The organism is Aeromonas sp. OTU364, assembly GCF_038440395.1.
GTDB lineage: Bacteria > Pseudomonadota > Gammaproteobacteria > Enterobacterales > Aeromonadaceae > Aeromonas.
Map to the genome: position 1 here is coordinate 40,419 of NZ_JASATR010000006.1, position 16,949 is coordinate 57,367.

At 60.5% G+C, this 16,949-nt stretch carries 16 protein-coding genes; 8 read left to right on the forward strand and 8 right to left on the reverse strand.

The features are described 5' to 3' along the window. Positions 1 to 58: 58 nt before the first annotated feature. On the reverse strand, positions 59 to 310 hold the full coding sequence (locus AAHB08_RS08505; RefSeq protein ID WP_139434392.1) for a DUF1289 domain-containing protein: 252 nt from the start codon (positions 308 to 310) through the stop codon (positions 59 to 61). 150 nt (positions 311 to 460) lie between these two features. On the opposite strand from AAHB08_RS08505, the gene mltA reads away from it, so the two are divergent. Beyond that, the gene (gene mltA, locus AAHB08_RS08510; protein ID WP_342058684.1) at positions 461 to 1,612 is read left to right on the forward strand and encodes a murein transglycosylase A; all 1,152 of its coding nucleotides are present in this window, start codon (positions 461 to 463) and stop codon (positions 1,610 to 1,612) included. 115 nt (positions 1,613 to 1,727) lie between these two features. Here mltA and yfaE read toward each other — a convergent pair whose 3' ends face one another. The 5 genes from yfaE to ubiG all read right to left on the reverse strand — a co-directional run bounded on the left by yfaE (position 1,728) and on the right by ubiG (position 7,675). Then, a complete protein-coding gene (gene yfaE, locus AAHB08_RS08515; protein ID WP_342058685.1) occupies positions 1,728 to 2,048 on the reverse strand; it encodes a class I ribonucleotide reductase maintenance protein YfaE in 321 nt (106 codons plus the stop codon). Between the two features lie 73 nt (positions 2,049 to 2,121). Then, the gene (nrdB, locus tag AAHB08_RS08520) at positions 2,122 to 3,255 is read right to left on the reverse strand and encodes a class Ia ribonucleoside-diphosphate reductase subunit beta (RefSeq protein WP_139434395.1); all 1,134 of its coding nucleotides are present in this window, start codon (positions 3,253 to 3,255) and stop codon (positions 2,122 to 2,124) included. 83 nt (positions 3,256 to 3,338) lie between these two features. Then, complete coding sequence (gene nrdA, locus AAHB08_RS08525; RefSeq protein WP_162519121.1) at positions 3,339 to 5,606, reverse strand: class 1a ribonucleoside-diphosphate reductase subunit alpha; 2,268 nt, start codon at positions 5,604 to 5,606, stop codon at positions 3,339 to 3,341. 669 nt (positions 5,607 to 6,275) lie between these two features. Then, positions 6,276 to 6,959 (reverse strand): HAD family hydrolase, encoded by a 684-nt coding sequence (locus AAHB08_RS08530; protein ID WP_342058686.1) that lies wholly within the window; start codon positions 6,957 to 6,959, stop codon positions 6,276 to 6,278. Continuing rightward, complete coding sequence (gene ubiG, locus AAHB08_RS08535; protein ID WP_342058687.1) at positions 6,959 to 7,675, reverse strand: bifunctional 2-polyprenyl-6-hydroxyphenol methylase/3-demethylubiquinol 3-O-methyltransferase UbiG; 717 nt, start codon at positions 7,673 to 7,675, stop codon at positions 6,959 to 6,961. Before ubiG ends, AAHB08_RS08530 begins: the two co-directional genes overlap by 1 nt. 199 nt (positions 7,676 to 7,874) lie before the next feature. On the opposite strand from ubiG, the gene gyrA reads away from it, so the two are divergent. Next, positions 7,875 to 10,673 (forward strand): DNA topoisomerase (ATP-hydrolyzing) subunit A, encoded by a 2,799-nt coding sequence (gyrA, locus tag AAHB08_RS08540; RefSeq protein ID WP_342058688.1) that lies wholly within the window; start codon positions 7,875 to 7,877, stop codon positions 10,671 to 10,673. 280 nt (positions 10,674 to 10,953) lie between these two features. Then, entirely contained in the window at positions 10,954 to 11,124 is a 171-nt protein-coding gene (locus tag AAHB08_RS08545; protein ID WP_342058689.1) for a hypothetical protein, read from the forward strand. A gap of 9 nt (positions 11,125 to 11,133) precedes the next feature. Here the strand turns inward: AAHB08_RS08545 and AAHB08_RS08550 are convergent, their stop codons facing one another. Continuing rightward, on the reverse strand, positions 11,134 to 12,189 hold the full coding sequence (locus AAHB08_RS08550) for a PA0069 family radical SAM protein (protein ID WP_342058690.1): 1,056 nt from the start codon (positions 12,187 to 12,189) through the stop codon (positions 11,134 to 11,136). 175 nt (positions 12,190 to 12,364) lie between these two features. Between AAHB08_RS08550 and AAHB08_RS08555 the strand changes: the two genes are divergently transcribed. Then, the gene (locus AAHB08_RS08555; protein WP_202045793.1) at positions 12,365 to 12,955 is read left to right on the forward strand and encodes a tetratricopeptide repeat protein; all 591 of its coding nucleotides are present in this window, start codon (positions 12,365 to 12,367) and stop codon (positions 12,953 to 12,955) included. Positions 12,956 to 12,959: 4 nt separating this feature from the next. On the opposite strand, the gene AAHB08_RS08560 is transcribed toward AAHB08_RS08555, so the two are convergent. Continuing rightward, a complete protein-coding gene (locus AAHB08_RS08560) occupies positions 12,960 to 13,175 on the reverse strand; it encodes a hypothetical protein (RefSeq protein ID WP_139434406.1) in 216 nt (71 codons plus the stop codon). Positions 13,176 to 13,548: 373 nt separating this feature from the next. Between AAHB08_RS08560 and thrS the strand changes: the two genes are divergently transcribed. The 4 genes from thrS to rplT all read left to right on the forward strand — a co-directional run bounded on the left by thrS (position 13,549) and on the right by rplT (position 16,683). Beyond that, positions 13,549 to 15,477 (forward strand): threonine--tRNA ligase, encoded by a 1,929-nt coding sequence (gene thrS / locus AAHB08_RS08565; protein ID WP_342058691.1) that lies wholly within the window; start codon positions 13,549 to 13,551, stop codon positions 15,475 to 15,477. A 21-nt stretch (positions 15,478 to 15,498) separates the two neighbouring features. Continuing rightward, entirely contained in the window at positions 15,499 to 16,029 is a 531-nt protein-coding gene (infC, locus tag AAHB08_RS08570) for a translation initiation factor IF-3 (RefSeq protein ID WP_205597183.1), read from the forward strand. Positions 16,030 to 16,114: 85 nt separating this feature from the next. Further along, on the forward strand, positions 16,115 to 16,312 hold the full coding sequence (rpmI, locus tag AAHB08_RS08575; protein WP_005315535.1) for a 50S ribosomal protein L35: 198 nt from the start codon (positions 16,115 to 16,117) through the stop codon (positions 16,310 to 16,312). 14 nt (positions 16,313 to 16,326) lie between these two features. Further along, on the forward strand, positions 16,327 to 16,683 hold the full coding sequence (gene rplT, locus AAHB08_RS08580) for a 50S ribosomal protein L20 (RefSeq protein WP_010674800.1): 357 nt from the start codon (positions 16,327 to 16,329) through the stop codon (positions 16,681 to 16,683). Positions 16,684 to 16,949 lie beyond the last annotated feature (266 nt).

The following is a 16,949-nucleotide window of genomic DNA, read 5'->3' on the forward strand; positions in this document are numbered from 1 at the left end:
GAATGACAAGGCGGCCTGCGGGCCGCCTCTGTTTTGGTGGGCAGAAAGAGGGAAGGGGTCAGAAATCCCAGCCAGGTTGCGATGGCGGCTCGACGGGCTCACCCTCTCTGGCCTTGCGACGGGCGGCCTCGACCCGCGCCTTGCGATTGCGGCACAGGCGCATCACCTCCTGCTGCTGGGTCGGGGTCATGACGAGCCAGTTGAAGCGCTCCTCCCGGCTGCGCAGGCACCCCTTGCAATATCCCTTGTTGTTCACTTCACAGACCCCGACACAGGGGCTTGTCAGGGGGAAGATTTCGAGCTGTTCCATCCACGACCTCTCACATCTTGTCACCTTGTTATAACCCAGAAGAGCCCCTTTGGAGAAATAGGGCGTCCGGGGGCGGATGGCGTTTGCTTTCCCCCGGCAAATTTGGCATCTTCCCCGCCGAACATGATGCTCGGTGTTATATGAGGACATATGAATAAACATGCGTACTGGCTGGCCGCCGCCGTGGTGGGGCTGGCCGGTTGTGCGGGCAACCCTGAACCCGCCAAGGTGCCCCAGAAGAAGGCGGGATCCGGATGTTTTCTGAACTGCGAGGTGCCGGAGAATCTGGGCAAGCAGTATCTGGATGGTGCCCTGCCCGGGGATCTGGTGCGGGTGGAGCGGGTCAACAGCCATCAGCGCGCCGACTACAGCAAGTTCGGCCCCCAGAGCAGGCTGGTGCTGGAGCGCTCCGGCAAGATGACCCGTCGCTACGGCGAGCTCTATCGCCAGCTCTCCCGCTGGGTGGCCAATGGCGGCGATCCCGCTCAGATCACCCGTTACGGCATCAGCCTGGCCCAGCTCGGCGGCGCCGATCGCATGGGCAACGTGCTCTTCACCGGCTACTACTCGCCGGTGCTGGAGGTGCGTCACCGCCCGGATGCCAAGTACAAGTACCCCATCTATGCCATGCCCAGATGTGGCGGTCGTTGCCCGAGCCGTGCCGAGATCCATCAGGGGGCCCTGGCCAACCGTGGGCTGGAGCTTGGCTACAGCAAGTCCCTCATCGACAACTTCCTGATGGACGTGCAGGGCTCCGGCTTCGTCCACTACGGGGATGACGACAGGCTGCAATACCTGGGCTACGGCGGCAAGAACGGCCACGGCTACGTGAGCATAGGCCGGGTGCTGATCGACCGGGGCGAGGTGCCCAAGGAGCAGATGTCCATGAAGGCCATCAAGGAGTGGGCGAGCCGCCAGCCGGAGGCGAACGTCAAGGAGCTGGTGGAGCAGAACCCCTCCTACGTCTTCTTCGAGCGTCGCCCCACCAACGATGTGGTGGGCGCCGCCGGCATTCCGCTGCTACCCATGGCGGCAGTGGCCGCCGACAAGACCCTGCTGCCCATGGGGACCCCGATCCTCGCGGAAGTGCCCTTGCTCGACAAGGCGGGCAACTGGACCGGCAAACACCAGCTGCGCCTGCTGATCGCGCTGGACGTGGGCGGCGCCGTGAAGAAGGGTCACCTCGATCTCTATCACGGCATGGGGGAGAAGGCAGGGGTGGCCGCCGGTCACTACAAGCACTTCGGCCGGGTCTGGAAGCTGGGCCTGCATCACGGGCCGACCGCCGCCCCCTGGCTGTGACCCTTTGATGGCTCGGGCGCCTGCACAGGGCGCCCTCTGCAGATGACGCAACAAAAAGCCGCCGGATTGCTCCGGCGGCTTTTTGTTTTGCGCGAGTTGCCAGTCTGTGGCGGCGTCAGCCCTTCTGGATATCCAGCCGGATGGCCCCGACCGGCTGGCAGCAGCAGGGCAGGCACTCCCCTGGGGAGACAAACGCCAGCGGCACGCTGGGGTAGTGCACTGTGCCTGCCAGCAAGGGGGTGCGGCAGGCACCGCAATAGCCGCTGCGGCACTGAAACTCCACCCTGTGACCGTGGCGCTCCAGGGTCTCCAGCAGGCTCTCGTCGGGATGGGCGTGCAGCACGTCATCCCGGGTATGCACCCGTGGCGAGCCCGCCTCGCTCTGCGCGGGGGCAGAGCAGGGGGCGGGGGTCAGCGTGTTGGTGGCGTCACTCACGGCGCGGCGTACCCCAGAACGTCTGGGTGCACTTCGCTGCGAGTGCGACTGGCCAGCGGTCCGGGCAGCTGACTCACAGTTCGAAATCACCGAGATCGTCTGCGTGTACTTCGCTGTCGATCTGGCCGACCAGGTAGGAGCTCACCTCCACTTCCTGGGGGGCCACCTGCACGTTGTCGGACGAAAGCCAGGTGTTGATCCAGGGGATGGGGTTTTGCTTGGCGCCAATGAAGGCTGGCTGCAGGCCGACCGCCGCCATCCGCAGGTTGGTGATGTACTCCACGTACTGGCAGAGGATGTCCTTGTTCAGACCGATCATGGAGCCGTCCTGGAACAGGTACTCGGCCCACTCTTTCTCCTGCTCGGCCGCTTCCTTGAAGATCTCGAAGCAGGCCTGCTCGCACTCGGCGGCAATCTCGGCCATTTCGGGGTCGTCCTGACCGGTGCGCATCAGGTTCAGCATATGCTGCGTCCCCGTGAGGTGAAGGGCCTCGTCGCGGGCGATCATCTTGATGATCTTGGCGTTGCCCTCCATCAGCTCGCGCTCGGCGAAGGCAAAGGAGCAGGCGAAGCTCACATAGAAGCGGATCGCCTCCAGGGCATTGACGCTCATCAGGCACAGATAGAGCTTCTTCTTCAGCTCCCGCAGGCTGATGGAGACCTCGCGGCCGCCCACCTTGTGGCTCCCTTCACCGTGCAGGTGATAGAGCGCGGTTGCCTCGATCAGATCGTCGTAGAAGTGGCTGATGGAGCCGGCGCGCTTCAGGATCTGCTCGTTGGTGACGATGTCGTCGAACACCTGTCCCGGGTTGTTGACGATGTTGCGAATGATGTGGGTGTAGGAGCGAGAGTGGATGGTCTCGGAGAAGGCCCAGGTCTCGATCCAGGTCTCCAGCTCCGGGATGGAGACCAGGGGCAGCAGTGCCACGTTGGGGCTGCGGCCCTGGATGGAGTCCAGCAGGGTCTGGTACTTCAGGTTGGAGATGAAGATGTGCTGCTCGTGGGGCGGCAGGGCCTGGTAGTCGATGCGGTCGTGGGACACGTCCACCTCTTCCGGACGCCAGAAGAAGGAGAGTTGCTTCTCGATCAGCCGCTCGAAGATGTCGTGCTTTTGCTGATCATAACGGGCCACGTTGACCGACTGGCCGAAGAACATCGGCTCCTTGAGCTGGTCGTTCTGGGTCTGGCAGAAAGTTGAATAAGCCATGGTGATTTGAATGTCTTGAATGAGAGGAAACAGGAGGGCGGGAGCTTCATGCTCCCGCCCGGTTCATCAGATCGTGCTGCGACTTATATTTTACAAGCCCCGCCGGCGCAACCGTCGTCTTGCAGATCGGTCTGGGCGTCGTCCGCACCATCACGGGTGTTGTGATAGTAGAGGGTCTTGAGGCCATATTTGTAGGCGGTCAGCAAGTCCTTGAGCAGCTGCTTCATCGGGACCTTGTTGCCTTCGAAACGGGCCGGGTCGTAGTTGGTGTTGGCTGAGATCGCCTGATCCACAAACTTCTGCATGATGCCAACCAGCTGCAGGTAGCCATCGACGCTCGGCTGCTTCCACAGCAGCTCGTACTGGTCCTTCAGGCGATGGTACTCGGGCACCACCTGCTTGAGGATGCCGTCCTTGGAGGCCTTGACCGAGACCAGGCCGCGCGGCGGTTCTATGCCGTTGGTGGCGTTGGAGATCTGGCTGGAGGTCTCGCTCGGCATCAGGGCAGTCAGGGTGGAGTTGCGCAGACCCACTGTCTTGATCTCTTCACGCAGGCTTTCCCAGTCCAGATGCAGCGGCTCGTTGCACAGCACATCCAGATCCTTTTTATAGGTATCGATGGGCAGGATCCCCTGGGCGTAGGTGGTCTCGTTGAAGGCCGGGCAGGGGCCGAACTCGCGGGCCAGCTGCACGGACGCCTTCAGCAGGTAGTACTGGATCGCCTCGAAGGTGCGGTGAGTCAGGGCCAGACCGGAACCGTCGGAGTAGCGGGCGCCATTCTTCGCCAGGTAGTAGGCGTAGTTGATGACGCCTATCCCCAGGGTGCGGCGGTTCATGCTGCCCTTCATCGCGGCCTTGAGGGGGTAGTCCTGATAGTCGAGCAGGGCATCCAGGGCGCGCACGGCGAGGTCCGCCATCTCTTCCAGGTCTTCCAGCTTCTCGATGGCACCGAGGTTGAAAGCAGACAGGGTGCACAGGGCGATTTCGCCCTCTTCGTCATCCACGTTGTTGAGCGGCTTGGTGGGCAGCGCAATCTCGAGGCAGAGGTTGGACTGGCGCACCGGGGCCACGGCCGGATCGAACGGGCTGTGGGTGTTGCAGTGATCCACGTTCTGGATGTAGATGCGACCGGTGCCGGCGCGCTCCTGCATCATCAGGGAGAAGAGATCCACCGCCTTGAGGGTCTTCTTGCGAATGGACGGATCCTGCTCGTACTTGACGTAGAGCTGCTCGAACTTGTCCTGATCCGCGAAGAAGGCGTCGTACAGACCCGGTGCATCGGACGGGGAGAACAATGTGATGTCGCCGCCCTTGATCAGGCGCTGGTACATCAGCTTGTTGATCTGCACCCCGTAGTCCATGTGACGGACCCGGTTCTCTTCCACGCCGCGGTTGTTCTTCAGTACCAGCAGGCTCTCCACCTCGGTGTGCCACAGGGGGTAGAAGAGGGTGGCCGCACCGCCGCGCACGCCGCCCTGGGAGCAGCACTTCACGGCAGTCTGGAAGTACTTGTAGAAGGGGATGCAGCCGGTGTGGAAGGCTTCGCCGCCACGGATGGGGCTGCCCAGACCACGGATGCGGCCGGCGTTGATGCCGATGCCGGCGCGCTGGGAGACATAACGGACGATGGCGCTGGCGGTGGCATTGATGGAGTCCAGGCTGTCATCGCACTCGATCAGCACGCAGGAGCTGAACTGACGGGTCGGGGTGCGCACGCCGCTCATGATGGGGGTGGGCAGGGAGATCTTGAAGGTCGAGACCGCATCGTAGAAACGCTTGATGTAGTCCAGACGGGTATCTTTCGGATACTTGGAGAAGAGGCAGGCCGCCACCAGGATGTAGAGGAACTGCGGGCTCTCGTAAATTTCGCCGGTGACGCGGTTCTGCACCAGGTACTTGCCTTCGAGCTGCTTGACCGCCGCGTAGGAGAAGTCCATGTCACGCCAGTGGTCGAGGTGGGCGTTGAGCTCCTCGAATTCGGCCTGGGTATAGTCGGTCAGCAGGTGCTTGTCGTACTTGCCCATGTCCACCAGACGGGCGACGTGCTGGTAGAGGTGGGGCGGCTCGAACTGGCCGTAGGCCTTCTTGCGCAGGTGGAAGATGGCCAGGCGGGCGGCCATGTACTGGTAATCCGGGCTCTGTTCGGAGATCAGGTCAGCAGCGGCCTTGATGACGGTTTCGTGGATGTCGGCGGTACGGATACCGTCATAGAACTGGATGTGGGACTTGAGCTCCACCTGGGAGACCGACACGTTGTCGAGCTTCTCGGCGGCCCAGTCGAGCACGCGGTGAATTTTATCCAGATCGATGGGTTCTTTGTGGCCGTTACGCTTCGTCACAAACAAGTTCATTGGCTGATGACCTTTAGTTGATTCCCGAAAAACCATGGCGCCCAGCATCCAGGGTTCCCTTCTGTAGGGTGGCCTGGGGGCGAAGTGCGCCATGAATCACAAGATATAGTGTTATTTTAAATTCGAACTACAAGATAGTGAGGTCGGCACGGCATTGCAATCTGTGGATAACGCATTAGCTGTGGATAAATTGTGGGTGTTCGGGCCAGAGTTAGTGACTGCTCACAGTGAGTGGGTTTTCATCCGTCCGATCCGGCAAATGCAAGTCCGATGATCGAAGATGGAAAATTTAAATAACTTTTTTTGCTTGCGAAAAGGGGGTGTTTTTACTAGCAAATTCAGCCTGGTTATCCCTTGTGCAGCCAGGGTCAAAAGCTGTCCTGTCCCCCGCAGGCGCGCACTTGTCATCCTCTCAAAACAAGGGGCGCATCTGCGCCCCTTGTCATTGCCATTGTGCGGCCCGGTGAGTGAGCATCGTGCTCATCTGGGAACCATTTGGCGTTAAAGCTGCCCGGATGATCCATCTATAACGTCATGCGGAACAGGGCTGACTCAGGTCAGCTCGTAGCGCAGCCAGTGGTGCAGGGCCTGCCTCGTACGGCATCGAACTGCAGATCCGCACCCCGATGGTCCACTTATACCGTTTATGCAGTGCAGTGCTGGTTTGGCTCAGGTCAGCTCGTAGCGCAGCCAGTGGTGCAGAGCCTGTACCGTATCAAAGTGCAGGTCGGCGCCCCAGTCGGCGGTATCCTCGTCATCGCTCAGATAGCCCCAGCCCGCCACCGCGGTGCGCATGCCGGCGTTGCGCCCCGCCTCGATGTCGCGCACATGGTCCCCCACATAAAGGCAGTGGCTCGCCTCGACCCCGAGCCGCTCGCAGGCAAAGAACATGGGGGCCGGGTCTGGCTTGCGTACCGGCAGGGTGTCGGCGCTGACGGTGACGCCACAGCTGGCAAGCTCGGGCAGGGCGGCCAGCAGCGGCTCGGTGAGAAAGCCCGGCTTGTTGGTGACTATGCCCCAGGGCAGCTTCTTCTCATCGAGCCATTCGATGAGATCCAGCATCCCTTCATAGGGACGGGTACCGACGCAGAGGTTGGCGGCGTAATGGTCGAGCAGGGCGGTTCGCAGGCGCGTGGCCCCCAGCTCTTCCAGCAGATCCTCCCCCAGGCCCGCCTTGAGCAGCCCAAGGGCCCCGTGGGAGGTGGTCTGGCGGATGATGGCCTCGGGCAGCGGGGCAAAGCCTTCGCTCACCAGCACATGGTTGACGGCAGCCCCGAGATCCGGGGCCGTGTCGAGCAGGGTGCCGTCCAGATCGAACAGCACGCAGCGCAGGGGCGCCTTGTCGGTGCTCATCAGACTGACTCCGGGCGCACGAAGGCCACCATGTAGTTGACGTCGACGTTCCTGCCGAGCTTGAAGCTGTTGGAGAGCGGCGCGTAGTGCACCCCGCTCATGTCCCGCACCAAGAGGCCCGCGGCTTCCCCCATGCGACACAGCTCGGCGGGGGTGATGAACTTTTTGTGATCGTGGGTGCCCTTGGGCACCATCTTCAGCAGGTACTCGGCCCCCAGGATCATCATCAGGTAGGCTTTCGGGTTGCGGTTGATGGTGGAGACATACACCTTGCCTCCCGGTTGCACCAGGGTGGCGATGGCCCGCAGCACGGAGGCGGGATCCGGCACGTGCTCCAGCATCTCCATGCAGGTGACCACATCATACTGGCCGGGGGCCTCGGCGGCATGAGCTTCGGCGGTGATCTGGCGATACTCGAGCTCCACACCCTGCTCCAGGGCGTGCAGGCGGGCGACCCCGAGGGGCTCCTTGCCCATGTCGATGCCGGTCACGCGAGCACCCCGGCGCGCCATGCTCTCGGAGAGGATGCCGCCGCCGCAGCCGATGTCGAGCACGCGTTTGCCAAACAGGCCGCCGCTCTTGTCGGTGATCCAGTCAAGGCGCACCGGGTTGATCTGGTGCAGGGGCTTGAACTCGCCCTCCATGTCCCACCAGCGGGAGGCGATGGCTTCAAATTTGGCGATTTCTGTCAGATCGACATTGGCATCACTGTTCATTTTTTGATGATCCTGTGGCAGGGCGCGCAGCGGGCAGGGCGCGCGCAATCTATTGTCCTGGCGGGCATTATAACGGACGGACTTGGGCACACCAGCCCGACGTGTTACCCGGATTTGTGGCTTAAGGTATTTGGCTCAGTGTGTTACCATGTCGCGCTGTTTAAGCCAAAGAACAACTAATTAGGGATTAAGGCTTTCTATGAGCGATCTGGCCAGAGAGATCACGCCGGTCAACATCGAAGAAGAGCTCAAGAGTTCCTATCTGGATTACGCCATGAGCGTGATCGTAGGACGAGCTCTGCCGGATGTGCGTGATGGCTTGAAACCGGTTCACCGCCGCGTTCTGTTTGCTATGAACGAGTTGGGGAACGACTGGAACAAGCCCTATAAGAAATCGGCCCGTGTGGTCGGTGACGTAATCGGTAAATATCACCCGCACGGCGACAGCGCCGTGTATGACACCATTGTCCGGATGGCGCAGGATTTCTCCATGCGTTACATGCTGGTCGATGGTCAGGGCAACTTCGGCTCGGTCGATGGCGACAACGCTGCGGCCATGCGTTACACCGAAGTGCGGATGGCGCGCATCTCCCACGAGTTGCTGGCCGATCTGGACAAAGAGACCGTGGACTGGGTGCCGAACTACGACGGCACCGAGATGATCCCGGCTGTCATGCCCACCAAGGTACCCACCCTGTTGATCAACGGCTCCTCCGGTATCGCGGTGGGCATGGCGACCAACATTCCTCCTCATAACCTCACCGAGATAGTCAACGGCTGTCTGGCGTTGATCGAGAATGGCGCCCTCACCATTGACGAGCTGATGACCTATGTCACCGGCCCGGATTTCCCCACCGGCGGCATCATCAACGGGCGCTCCGGCATAGTGCAGGCCTATCGGACCGGTCGCGGCTCCGTCTATGTGCGGGCCAAGGCCGAGGTGGAAGTGGACGAGAAGAGCGGTCGCGAGACCATCATCGTTCACGAGATCCCCTATCAGGTGAACAAGGCGCGGCTGATCGAGAAGATCGCCGAGCTGGTCAAAGAGAAGAAGGTCGAGGGCATCAGTGCCCTGCGTGATGAGTCTGATAAAGACGGCATGCGCATCGTTATCGAGATCAAGCGCGGCGAGTCCGGCGAGATAGTGCTGAACAATCTCTACAAGCACACCCAGATGCAGACCACGTTCGGCATCAACATGGTGGCGCTCGATAACAACCAGCCCAAGGTGATGAACCTCAAAGAGATCCTGGATGCCTTCCTGCTGCACCGCCGCGAGGTGGTGACCCGCAGGACAGTGTTCGAGCTGCGCAAGGCGCGGGATCGAGCTCACATCCTGGAAGGCCTGGCGGTGGCGCTGGCCAACATCGACCCCATCATCGAGCTCATTCGCCACAGTGCGACCCCGGCGGATGCGAAAGCGGGCCTGGTTGCCAAGGGCTGGGAACTCGGCAACGTGGCCGCCATGCTGGAAAAAGCGGGCGACGACGCGGCACGGCCGGAGTGGCTGGAGCCGGAGTTCGGCATCCGTGAAGGGCAGTACTTCCTGACCGAGATCCAGGCCCAGGCCATCCTCGACCTGCGTCTGCACAAGCTGACCGGCCTCGAGCACGAGAAGATCCTGGAAGAGTACCAATCTCTGCTGGATCTGATCGCCGAGCTGCTGTTCATCCTGGCAAGCCCGGAACGCCTGATGGAAGTGATCCGCGATGAACTGCTGGCCGTGCGCGAGCAGTATGGCGACGAGCGTCGCACCGAGATCAGCATGTCCAGTGCCGAGATCAACATCGAAGATCTGATCACCCCGGAAGACGTGGTGGTTACCCTGTCTCACCAGGGCTATGTGAAGTATCAGCCGCTCTCCGACTACGAGGCCCAGCGCCGCGGTGGTCGTGGCAAGTCGGCCACCCGGATCAAGGAAGAGGACTTTGTGGAGCGTCTGCTGGTGGCCAACACCCACGACACCATTCTGTGCTTCTCCACCCGTGGCAAGGTCTACTGGCTCAAGGTCTACCAACTGCCGGAAGCGTCCCGTGGCGCCCGTGGTCGTCCCATCATCAACCTGCTGCCGCTGGACGAGGGTGAGCGCATCACCGCCATCCTGCCGGTGAAGGAGTATGATGCCGAGAAGTATGTCTTCTTCGCCACCGCCAACGGTACCGTGAAGAAGACCAGCCTGTCCGACTTCAGCCGTCCGCTCTCCTCGGGTATTCGCGCCATCAACCTCAAGGAGGGTGATGAGCTGATCGGGGTGGACATCACCGACGGCAGCAACGAGATCATGCTGTTCTCCGATGCGGGCAAGGTGGTTCGCTTCAATGAAGGTAGCGGCCGCGCCGATGCAGCCGATGCGGATGCCAGCGATGACGTCGAGACCGACGATGACGCCGGCAACGACGAGGATGGCAGCGACAACGGCGAAGGCACTGAAGGCACCGAGAGCAAGGGTACCTTCAAGGGCGTGCGTCCCATGGGTCGTACTGCAGCCGGTGTGCGCGGCATCAAGCTGGGCGCCGGTGACAAGGTGGTTTCCCTCATCGTGCCGCGCGGTGAAGGTGCCATCCTCACCGCCACCGAGAACGGTTACGGCAAGCGCACCGCACTGGACGAGTACCCGACCAAGAGCCGTGGTACCCAGGGCGTTCGCTCCATCAAGGTGGACGAGCGCAACGGCAAGGTGATCGATGCGATCCAGGTCGAGGATACCGACCAGATCATGCTGATCACCAATGGCGGCACCCTGGTGCGTACCCGTGTTGCCGAGGTGAGCGTCATCGGCCGTAACACCGGCGGTGTCCGTCTGATCCGTACCGGTGAAGACGAGACAGTGGTCGGCCTGCAGCGCATTGCCGAGAGCGACGAGGAAGAGAACGACGCTCTGGTCGCCGAGGGCATGGCCATCGACGGCGAGCAGGCGGAAGGTGCAGAGACTGCGCCAGACGCCGGTGCTGCCGACGACGCAGGCTCCAGCGAAGCGGGTGCGGCTGACGACGAATAATCGTTACCTGCCTCGATAAAAAAGAGCGGCCCTTGGGTCGCTCTTTTTATTTCTTCTGCCTTCACTCCCTCCTGCGGCGTCGGTCATCCGAAACTGCCTGCGTTCATCTCCTGTGCTGGCGCCGGATTTTCCCGCTCCGGGCTCTCTTGCTCATTCAATCCTTCATCCCGGCGTCATCTGGCTGTCATCCCGGCGGGACAGACTGCGGCTGTTCAGGTGGGGCAAGGGCACGACCATGCCCGAGCCCGGCGTTGGCAATATCATCCAGAAGGAGCAGGGTATGACCAGTTGGATCATGTGGGAGATCTGGTGGAGCCGGATGTGGGGAGAGGATGCCAGGGCATTGTCACATGACGAGCAGGAGGAGGTGGCTTATGAGCCCTCGCGCCTGCCCGCGGAGCTGATCGCACAGGGCAAGCCCCGCCAAGGCCTAGGGGCTGAGCGGCGATAGCCGCAGCCATCAGAACAGGCGCAGCTGCTCGTTGGGGCGAATGAAGGCAGAGGTGTTGAGCGCGATATGGCGCTTGCCCAGTTGCAGTCGCTTGCTGATGAGCCGAAAGCGCTGGGCGAGCAAGTCGGCGAATTGCCCCTCTCCGCGCATACGAGTCCCGAAGGCGGGGCTGTTGAGCGCCCCCCCTCTGCTTGCCCGCAACTGGTTCAGGATGGCCTCCTTCTGGCCGGGGTAGTGCTCCTCCAGCCAGTCGCAAAACAGGGTGGTCAGCTCGTGGGGCAGTCTCAGCAGGATATAGTCGGCGCAGCCGGCGCCCGCCTCCACGGCGCCCTTGATGATCTGCTCCAGCTCGGGCTCGTTGAGCCGCGGGATCATGGGGGCCGCCAGCACTCCCACAGGTATCCCGGCCTGTGCCAGCTTCTCGATGACCTTGAGCCGACCCGCTCCCGTGCTGGTGCGGGGCTCCAGCTGTCGCCTCAGCGTCTCGTTCAAGGTGGTGACCGACACCATCACCTGGCAGAGCCCCTCCCGGGCCAGCTCGGCCAGCAGATCGAGATCGCGCAATATCATGGCGCTCTTGGTGATGATCCCCACCGGATGGCGATGGGCCAGCATCACCTCCAGCAGCTCGCGAGTGAGGCGATAGTGGTGCTCTATGGGCTGGTAGGGATCGGTGTTGGCTCCCAGCACTATGGTCTGCGGCTGATAGCCTGGCTTGGCAAACTCCCGGCGCAGCAGCGCGGCGGCATTGAGCTTGGCAAACAGCCGGGTCTCGAAATCCAGGCCGGGGGAGAGCTCCAGGTAGGCGTGGCTGGGTCTGGCATAGCAGTAGATGCAGCCATGCTCGCACCCCTGATAGGGATTGATGGAGCGGCCGAAGGGGACGTCCGGCGAGAGGTTGTGGCTGATGATGCTCTTGGCCTGGATCTCCCGCACCTCGGTTCGGGGCTGGGGCGCACGAAATGCCGCCTCCCATTCCACGGCCTGCCAGCCATCGTCGACGGCATCGATCTGCGGGCCGCTGAAACGGTGCTCGATATTGTGGGTGCTGCCTCGTCCTGCCATCTCATCACACTATATACTGTTTATACATACAGTCATTCTGCTCGGGATAGTGCCAAACATCAAGTCCGGCCACTCTTCCCTTATTTCACTCGGCCAAAGAACGGGATCTCCTGCTTGATCTGTCGCTACATTTCGTTTACATAGACAAAATGCGAACTGGATCACGGAAATCATCATGAGTCCCACCACTTACCGCTGGCTGTTTATCGGCGTCATTGCCCTGGTCGCCTGGCGTCTGCTACCGCTCTCCACCGAGCAGGAGCTGGCCGCGGCCAACCGCGCCTGGCGGGTGGGCCACTTCGAGCAGGCGACCGGTATCTGGCAGCCGCTGGCCGAGCAGGGTCAACCCAGGGCGCAGGCCCTGATGGGGTGGAGCCATGAGCTGGGGCAGGGGAGCGAGCAGGATCTGGCGCAGGCCATCCGCCTCTATCGCCAGTCCGCCGAGGCGGGGGATGCGTTTGGCCAGTACCGGCTGGCGGAGCTCTATGTGCGCGGGGTAGGGGTGCCACGGGATCTGCGTATCGCCTTTCACTGGATGGAGCGGGCGGCCCGCAACGGAGACGTGCCCGCCATGCTCAAGGTGGGGGTGCTGCATCTGATGGGGGCCAACGGTCGGGTCGACATGGCCGAGGCCAAGCAGTGGCTCTATCAGGCCTCGCAAAAGGGCAACAAGCTGGCGTTGACGGTATTGCAGGAGCTGGCGCTGGCCGAGGAGGGTCGCAGCGCCTTCGATTTCAACGGCCAGTCACTGCTGGGGGAGGGTTAGCCCCTCAGCGGCTGGCGGTGATCTTGCCCGGTGTCACGTCGGTGACGTAGAGGGTACTGCGATCGGCGCTGTGCACTATGCTGCATACCTCGCGCTTGCTGCCATCGCTCAGGATCACCAGCTCCCCGAGATGAACGGGGCAGTGTGTCGTCAACAGGTGATCCGGGTGGACAATCTTCTCCGCATGCTCCGGAAACGAAATGTCATAGGTGTACATCATGCTCTCCTCATTTAGGCAGACGCCTCACTGGAAACCTAGCACAGAGAGGGCGCGGCGGGACCCGTATCGCATATGCGTCGTCCCGATTGCCTCTGTGACGCCAGGCAAATCAACTGATGACGGCGCACCTCGCTTTCCCCTTCATGGTATACAAAATCGGCAAGGCAACTTGTCTGGGTCGTGACGTCTGATACAATCCTCCGCTGTACCTGTCAATTGATGGCCTTGCGCACCCAAGAGGGTGTGTACCACTGCTGTGTAGCAACCGTATTGTGAACGGTGAAACTCAGGGGTGAACTGCTTGAAATGAAAGGTTTTCTCCAATCTGCATGTGCCCTTTGGTACGGGGCACCACTGTATAAGGAAACACCTAATGCCAATCATTACTCTGCCTGACGGCAGCCAACGTCAATTTCCCCACGCCGTTTCCGTCATGGACGTCGCCGCCGACATAGGTCCCGGTCTCGCCAAGGCGTGCATTGCCGGCCGGGTGAACGGTGAACTGGTGGATGCGTGCGAGCTGATCGAAGCCGATGCCTCCCTTGCCATCATCACCGCCAAAGACGAAGACGGTCTGGACATTCTGCGCCACTCCTGCGCCCACCTGCTGGGTCATGCCATCAAGCAACTCTGGCCCCAGACCAAGATGGCCATAGGTCCTGTCATCGACAACGGTTTCTACTACGACGTCGATCTCGACCGCACCCTGACCGATGAAGATCTGGCTGCCCTGGAAGAGCGCATGCTGGCGCTGGCCGCCAAGGATTACGACGTCGTCAAGAAAAAGGTCTCCTGGCATGAGGCGCGCGACGTGTTCGAGGCCCGCGGCGAGACCTACAAGGTCGAAATCCTGGATCAGAACATCGCCCGCGATGATCAGCCCGGTCTCTATCATCACGAAGAGTACGTCGACATGTGTCGCGGCCCCCACGTGCCCAACATGCGTCACTGTCACCACTTCAAGTTGCAGAAGATGTCAGGCGCCTACTGGCGTGGTGACTCCAACAACAAGATGCTGCAGCGCATCTACGGTACCGCCTGGGCCGACAAGAAGCAGCTCAAGGCCTACCTGCAGCGTCTCGAGGAGGCCGCCAAGCGCGACCACCGCAAGATTGGCAAGCAGCTCGACCTGTACCACATGCAGGAAGAGGCCCCCGGCATGGTGTTCTGGCACAACGATGGCTGGACCATCTTCCGTGAGCTGGAAACCTTCATCCGTGGCAAGCTCAAGGAGTACGACTATCAAGAGGTGAAAGGCCCCTTCATGATGGATCGCGTGCTGTGGGAGCGCTCCGGCCACTGGGAGAAATACGCCCAGGCCATGTTCACCACCCAGTCCGAGAACCGCGAGTACGCCATCAAGCCGATGAACTGCCCGGGCCACGTGCAGATCTTCAACCAGGGTCTGAAGTCCTACCGGGATCTGCCCCTGCGCATGGCCGAGTTCGGCTCCTGCCACCGCAACGAGCCCTCAGGCTCCCTGCACGGTCTGATGCGGGTGCGCGGCTTCACCCAGGATGACGCCCACATCTTCTGTACCGAAGATCAGATCATGGAAGAGGTCTCGGCCTGTATTCGCATGGTCTATGACGTCTACGGCACCTTTGGCTTCGAAAACATCGTGGTCAAGCTCTCCACCCGTCCCGAGCAGCGCATCGGTTCCGATGAAGCCTGGGATCGCGCGGAAGCCGCCCTGGCGGAAGCCCTGGTGCTCAACGGCCTGAAGTACGATCTGCAGCCGGGTGAGGGGGCTTTCTACGGTCCCAAGATCGAATTCACCCTGCACGATTGTCTTGATCGTGCTTGGCAGTGTGGTACCGTGCAGCTCGATTTTGCCTTGCCGGGCCGTCTTGGCGCCACTTATGTGGGCGAAGACAACGAACGTCACGTACCCGTGATGATCCACCGGGCCATTCTCGGGTCCCTCGAGCGTTTCATCGGTATCCTGACCGAAGAGTACGCCGGACTGTTCCCGACCTGGCTGGCACCGACTCAGGCCGTGGTCATGAATATCACGGATAATCAGGCCGATTATGCGGTGAAAGTTGCCAAGGCATTGAATGATGCGGGCCTTCGCGCAAAAGCGGACTTGAGAAATGAGAAGATTGGCTTTAAAATCCGCGAGCATACTTTGAAGCGAGTGCCTTTCATGCTGGTCTGCGGCGATAAAGAAGTAGAAGCCGGCAAGATTGCAGTACGGACTCGTAAAGGGGCTGACCTGGGCTCTTATCCTGTTGAAGAGCTGATAGCTCTGTTAACCCAGGAAGTTCAGACCCGCGGACAAAAGAAAGTGGAGGAATAAGCTATAAAAGGCGGAAAAAAACTGGGCAAGCAACCGCAAGCCCGCGCTCACCGGATCAATGAAGAGATCCGTCTGAAAGAAGTTCGTCTGACTGGTTTGGACGGTGAGGCCATTGGCATCACCACCATCCAGGATGCCCTGAACTTGGCCCTTGAAGCCGGAGTGGATCTGGTCGAGATCAGTCCTAACGCTGAGCCGCCCGTTTGCCGAATCATGGATTACGGCAAATTCCTCTACGAAAAGAGCAAGACCACCAAAGAACAGAAGAAAAAGCAGAAAGTCGTCCAGGTGAAGGAAATCAAATTCCGTCCTGGCACTGACGAAGGCGACTATCAGGTAAAACTACGCAACCTGGTTCGCTTTCTGGAAGACGGGGACAAGGCGAAGGTCACCCTGCGCTTCCGTGGTCGTGAAATGGCCCACCAGGATCTTGGTATCAAGGTTCTGGAGCGAGTCAAGAACGATCTGGAAGAGTTGGCCGTAGTCGAGTCGTTCCCGAAAGTCGAAGGCCGTCAAGCTGTGATGGTCCTCGCACCCAAGAAGAAATCTTAAGGCCCACAAGAAATTGACTCATGGGTTCGCCCCATGAGTCGGTTCGCCTTGCGATTTTGTTGTCACTCACAATGCGGAGTATGAAATGCCGAAGATGAAAACCAACCGGGGTGCTGCAAAGCGCTTCAAGAAGACTGGCTCAGGTCGCTTCAAGTGCAAGCACAACCACCTGCGTCACATCCTGACCAAGAAGAGCAGTAAGCGTAAGCGTAAGCTGGGGCCGAAGTTCATGGTTTCTGCTGCCGACCACAAACGTGTTGTCGCTTGTCTGCCGTACGCATAAGGGGGATGTGAAAAATGCCAAGAGTTAAACGTGGTGTGACTGCTCGCGCTCGTCACAAGAAAGTAATGAAAGCCGCCAAGGGTTACTACGGCGCCCGTTCCCGTGTCTACCGCGTAGCGGTACAAGCGGTAACCAAAGCTGGTCAGTATGCCTACCGTGACCGTCGCCAGAAGAAGCGTCAGTTCCGTCAGCTGTGGATTGCGCGTATCAACGCTGCAGCCCGTCAGAACGGTCTGTCCTACAGCCGTCTGATCGACGGTCTGAAGAAGGCTTCCATCGAGATCGATCGCAAGATCCTGTCCGATATCGCCGTTCACGACAAGCTGGCTTTCACCGCCCTGGTTGAAAAGGCCAAAGCAGCGCTGGTTTAATCCGGTTCTGTTATGAAAGATAAAAGGAGGCTCAGGCCTCCTTTTTTGTTGCCCGCTTTTTGCTTTCAGTGTGTTGTGCCGCACAACGCCATCTGCCCTGGTGGCCGACGCGAAAATGTCTGATATGCCAACAAACTAAGGCCTGACATCAAAAATTGAAGCGAGCAGGGGAGGGCTTGAGACTCGCTTGATATAACAAAATGATTTATAGGGAGAAAAGCCGGCCATAACTATGGTCAGCGAAGGGGCTTTTTTTGTATTATTCC